At 51.6% G+C, this 3728-nt stretch carries 3 protein-coding genes; 2 read left to right on the top strand and 1 reads right to left on the bottom strand.

Annotated elements, in window-relative coordinates; all coding sequences use genetic code 11:
• Nucleotides 1-75: 75 nt before the first annotated feature.
• Entirely contained in the window at nucleotides 76-843 is a 768-nt protein-coding gene (locus P1P89_22580) for a hypothetical protein (protein ID MDF1594308.1), read from the bottom strand.
• A 693-nt stretch (nucleotides 844-1536) separates the two neighbouring features.
• Here P1P89_22580 and P1P89_22585 point away from each other — a divergent pair.
• Nucleotides 1537-2721 (top strand): ATP-binding protein, encoded by a 1185-nt coding sequence (locus P1P89_22585; protein ID MDF1594309.1) that lies wholly within the window; start codon nucleotides 1537-1539, stop codon nucleotides 2719-2721.
• A 5-nt stretch (nucleotides 2722-2726) separates the two neighbouring features.
• The gene (locus P1P89_22590) at nucleotides 2727-3560 is read left to right on the top strand and encodes a VWA domain-containing protein (GenBank protein ID MDF1594310.1); all 834 of its coding nucleotides are present in this window, start codon (nucleotides 2727-2729) and stop codon (nucleotides 3558-3560) included.
• The last annotated feature ends 168 nt before the right edge of the window (nucleotides 3561-3728 follow it).

Genomic DNA, 3728 nt, shown 5'->3' on the forward strand with positions numbered 1-3728 from the left:
CTTTCATGCTTAAGTTGATATTTTTAAATTGATTTAGTTAGCCCTATTTAATGTTATTTAATAAATGAGTGGCCCCTAAGTCTGTCCCAGCGAGTTCTTGGCAACCAGTTTGTGCGGCAAATCGCGACATCCTATCCCTGATCCATCGATATTCTCGATAGTGTGCTCCTGAACCATAAGCCACTCATATCCGCATTCTTTCAACGCCCCAACAAATTCGTAGCATACGTCAGGATGTGTAGGTAGATTCATTTCGGGGGCGGAAGACCCTTTAACCCGTTTCAGGGCGTCAAGCCCGAAAGTCGAAGCAAAATGTTCCTGCCATGCCCTGATATGTAACTTTATATCAGGGATCGGGGTCGATGACACAACGGAATGCGACCACATCGTTCCGAGCCACTCAACATTGCGGTAATAATGCTCATCACATGTCACCAGCCCAAGATTATCCAAAACCTTCTCCTCCCCCATCTGCTTAAGTCCCCAGAGGAGATTGCCCGAATAATCAAGCATAACCCGGGGACTCTTTCCCTTGCTGCATAACTCCCTTACAAAATCGGACATCCGGGAATAACACCATAAATAGACCGGGGCGTTATGATTATCGCCGATTCCCTGATGTTCCATCATATACTGGAGATTGCTGATCAAACCGGCACTTCTTAAATCATCGGATGAAGCAGGAATTGTAGGCTGATGCATGTGCAGGGCTATCCCGAAGGAAGACTGAACCTTGTCAAGCTTTACATCTGAAATTGAGGCATAAATGTTTTCTTTCTTGCTGCTTGCCATCTCTTTAACCTTGTCCTCATTGCCGCATATGGCGGGAAAATCCTTAATCATTCTTATCCTCGTGATATTGCCTGAACCTCTGGTTAAGAAAAGATACAAGAACCGCTGTTACCCTGTTACCTCTTCTCGGGGTTATCCTTAATAGACAGCTTTCATCGGAATCTTACGGTTTTTTTCCAATTTAAGCAACAAGCTGCTTCGTTCGAACCCGCGTCTTGACAATCCAGCGTTGAGAACATCTTCAGTTACGTCATGTTCGGTTGTAAAGACTGGAACTTCAGGCAATCCATCCCATTGTTTGGAACCCCGATATCGAACAGGTTTGTATTTATTCTTGTATCCGACATGGCATAACCGCCTTTCACCTCCTGTTTTTAGCCGATTTCCTTTGTTGTGGTTTTTCGGCATCTATCACGTCAAGTGGGACATTCAATAATTAAATAACGTTTCATTTGATAACATCCAAAAAGAGAATCGGTAGAATAATCCCGCCAATAAGGCCATGAAACTGGGAGGACGGAAGGCCTGGAGGCAAAAGTTCTAAAAACTCTTTACACTACCGCCTTTGAATGCCTTGCAAATGAACGAATGCATTTCGTGAAATATCTGGGGTAGACGCGACCCCGCTCGTTTTCTGCCGCCTATCAGGTAATCTTGACAAGTATCCGGCAATGATCTATGTAAGCCTCCAACTCGTGCAATATTCAGGTGTTAATACGGAAGGTAATTTAAAAAACGTTCATTATGAAAAATCATATCTATCCGTTTTCGGCCATTATCGGCCAGGAAAAAATGAAAACCGCGCTGCTTTTGAACGCCGTCGATCCGAGTATCGGAGGCGTTCTGGTCAGCGGCCACAAGGGCACCGCCAAAACGACCGCCGTCAGAGCGCTGGCCCATATATTGCCGGAAATCGAAGCCGTCAGGGGTTGCCCCTTTCACTGCCCGACACGCGCTGCCGCCGACATGTGCGAGGACTGCCGGGAAAAAGCTGCCAACACGGAGGCGCTTCCGGTTGAAAGGCGGGTCATGCCGGTGGTGGACCTGCCCCTGAGCGCCACCGAAGACCGGGTGGTGGGCACCCTGCATGTGGAACACGCCCTGAAAACCGGAAAGCGCCGCTTTGATCCGGGGCTGATGGCCGCTGCCAACCGGGGTATTCTGTACGTGGACGAAGTCAACCTGTTGGATGATCATCTGGTGGACATATTGCTGGATGCCGCCGCTTCCGGGGTCAACATCGTTGAAAGGGAAGGCATCTCCTATTCGCATCCGGCCGCTTTTATGCTGATCGGCACCATGAACCCCGAGGAGGGTCATCTGCGTCCCCAGTTCCTGGACCGCTTCGGTTTGAGTCTGACGGTGGAAAGCATCAGCGACGATCAGATGCGCCAGGAGATCGTCCGCCGGCGCATCGCGTTTGACCGCAACCCCCAGGCCTTTATCAGCAGATGGACCGAGTCGGAAGCCATTCTTTCACAGCAGCTGGTCAAGGCCCGCACGGCACTGCCTGAAGTCAAAATCCCCGAGCCGATGATCGCCCTTGCCGTCCGCCTCTCCATGGAAGCCGGGGCCCAGGGGCACCGTGCGGATATTGTCATTCTGAAAACAGCCGCCGCCCTGGCCGCTGTTCTGGAAAAAAGCGAAGTTGAAAAAGAACACATCCTCGAAGCCGCCCGATACGTACTTTTACACCGCATTACCGGCGCCCTTATCGCCACACCTGAAAAAATCCGGGAAAAGCTCGAAGCGATCCTTGCCAAGGTTCAAGACGACAAACAGCGCCATGTCGCTGAAAGCAGCGACGACGCGCTTGACAGCTGGTACGAAACGCCCACCACCGTGCCGGGTCCCATGGCCATATCGAATGCCGACATGATTTTTTCTTTTCTGGAGAAAAAAAAACTGTATTCGACGCCGATGAACTGATCTGCGTGGACGACCTGCTTATCGATGGGTTTGAAATCAATGGAAAATCCGTCGGAAGGCTCAAAAAATCCCACACCTATGCGCGCTCCGGCCGCTATGTAAAATCGGCCCCGCTAAAAAGCGGCGACCGTTCCTTTGCCGTGGCCGTCGATTCGACTTTAAGAGCGGCCATGATCCGGCAGGGGCCCGCTGCAACCCTGGAGTCCTTTTCCGTTGTCAGCGCTGATCTTCGTAAAAAGGTGTTCAAGCGCCCCCGGAACATGCTGATCGTTTTTGTGGTGGACGCGTCCGAATCCATGGGCAAGGGAACCCTGGCCCGCATGACGGCGGCCAAGGGAGCGGTCCTTTCGATCCTGTCCAAAGCCCGGCTGTCCAGAAACCGTACGGCCATGGTCTCTTTCTGGGATGAAAAAGCCGAAGTCGTGCTGCCGCCCACAGCCAGCATGGCCCTGGCCCGGGAGCGCCTGAAAGCGCTTCCCACCGGCGGCGCCACGCCCTTTGCCGACGGCCTGATGAAGGCATGGAACATCATCAAAACCGAACGCCGCAAAGACGCGGGCCTGACGCCGCTGCTCGTGGTCATTTCCGACGGAGACGCCAACGTTCCCTATGACCCCGCCTGCAAATTCAACGACATCAAAGATGAACTCCATACCATCGCCCGGGCTGTCTGCAAAGATCGCATCCATGCCATCGCCGTTGACACCCGGCCCACCTGGACGAAATCAACAGACATGCGCCTCTTGGCCGAGTCTCTGGGGGCCGCCTACCACCACATCGACGGATTGAAAGCCGTGAATGTGGTGAAATTTATTTCCGGGTTCAACGCTTCACAATGAGTTTTGCGGGACGCAAACAAACCGGCAAATGGGGTCGGGCCAAGCTGACTTGCCAGAAATATAGAAAATAAGTTTTAATTCGCCCCACTTTACCCTGATTCACCGTCAAGAAAAGTAAAAAACCTCGTTGATCCTGAAGAATCAGGGTGATAGGTTAATTTTAGACAA

This window comes from Desulfobacterales bacterium, assembly GCA_029211065.1.
GTDB lineage: Bacteria > Desulfobacterota > Desulfobacteria > Desulfobacterales > JARGFK01 > JARGFK01.

Coding starts and splice junctions, on each gene's coding strand:
- P1P89_22580 (MDF1594308.1), bottom strand. CDS start 843: ATGATTAAGGATTTTCCCGCCATATGCGGCAATGAGGACAAGGTTAAA.
- P1P89_22585 (MDF1594309.1), top strand. CDS start 1,537: ATGAAAAATCATATCTATCCGTTTTCGGCCATTATCGGCCAGGAAAAA.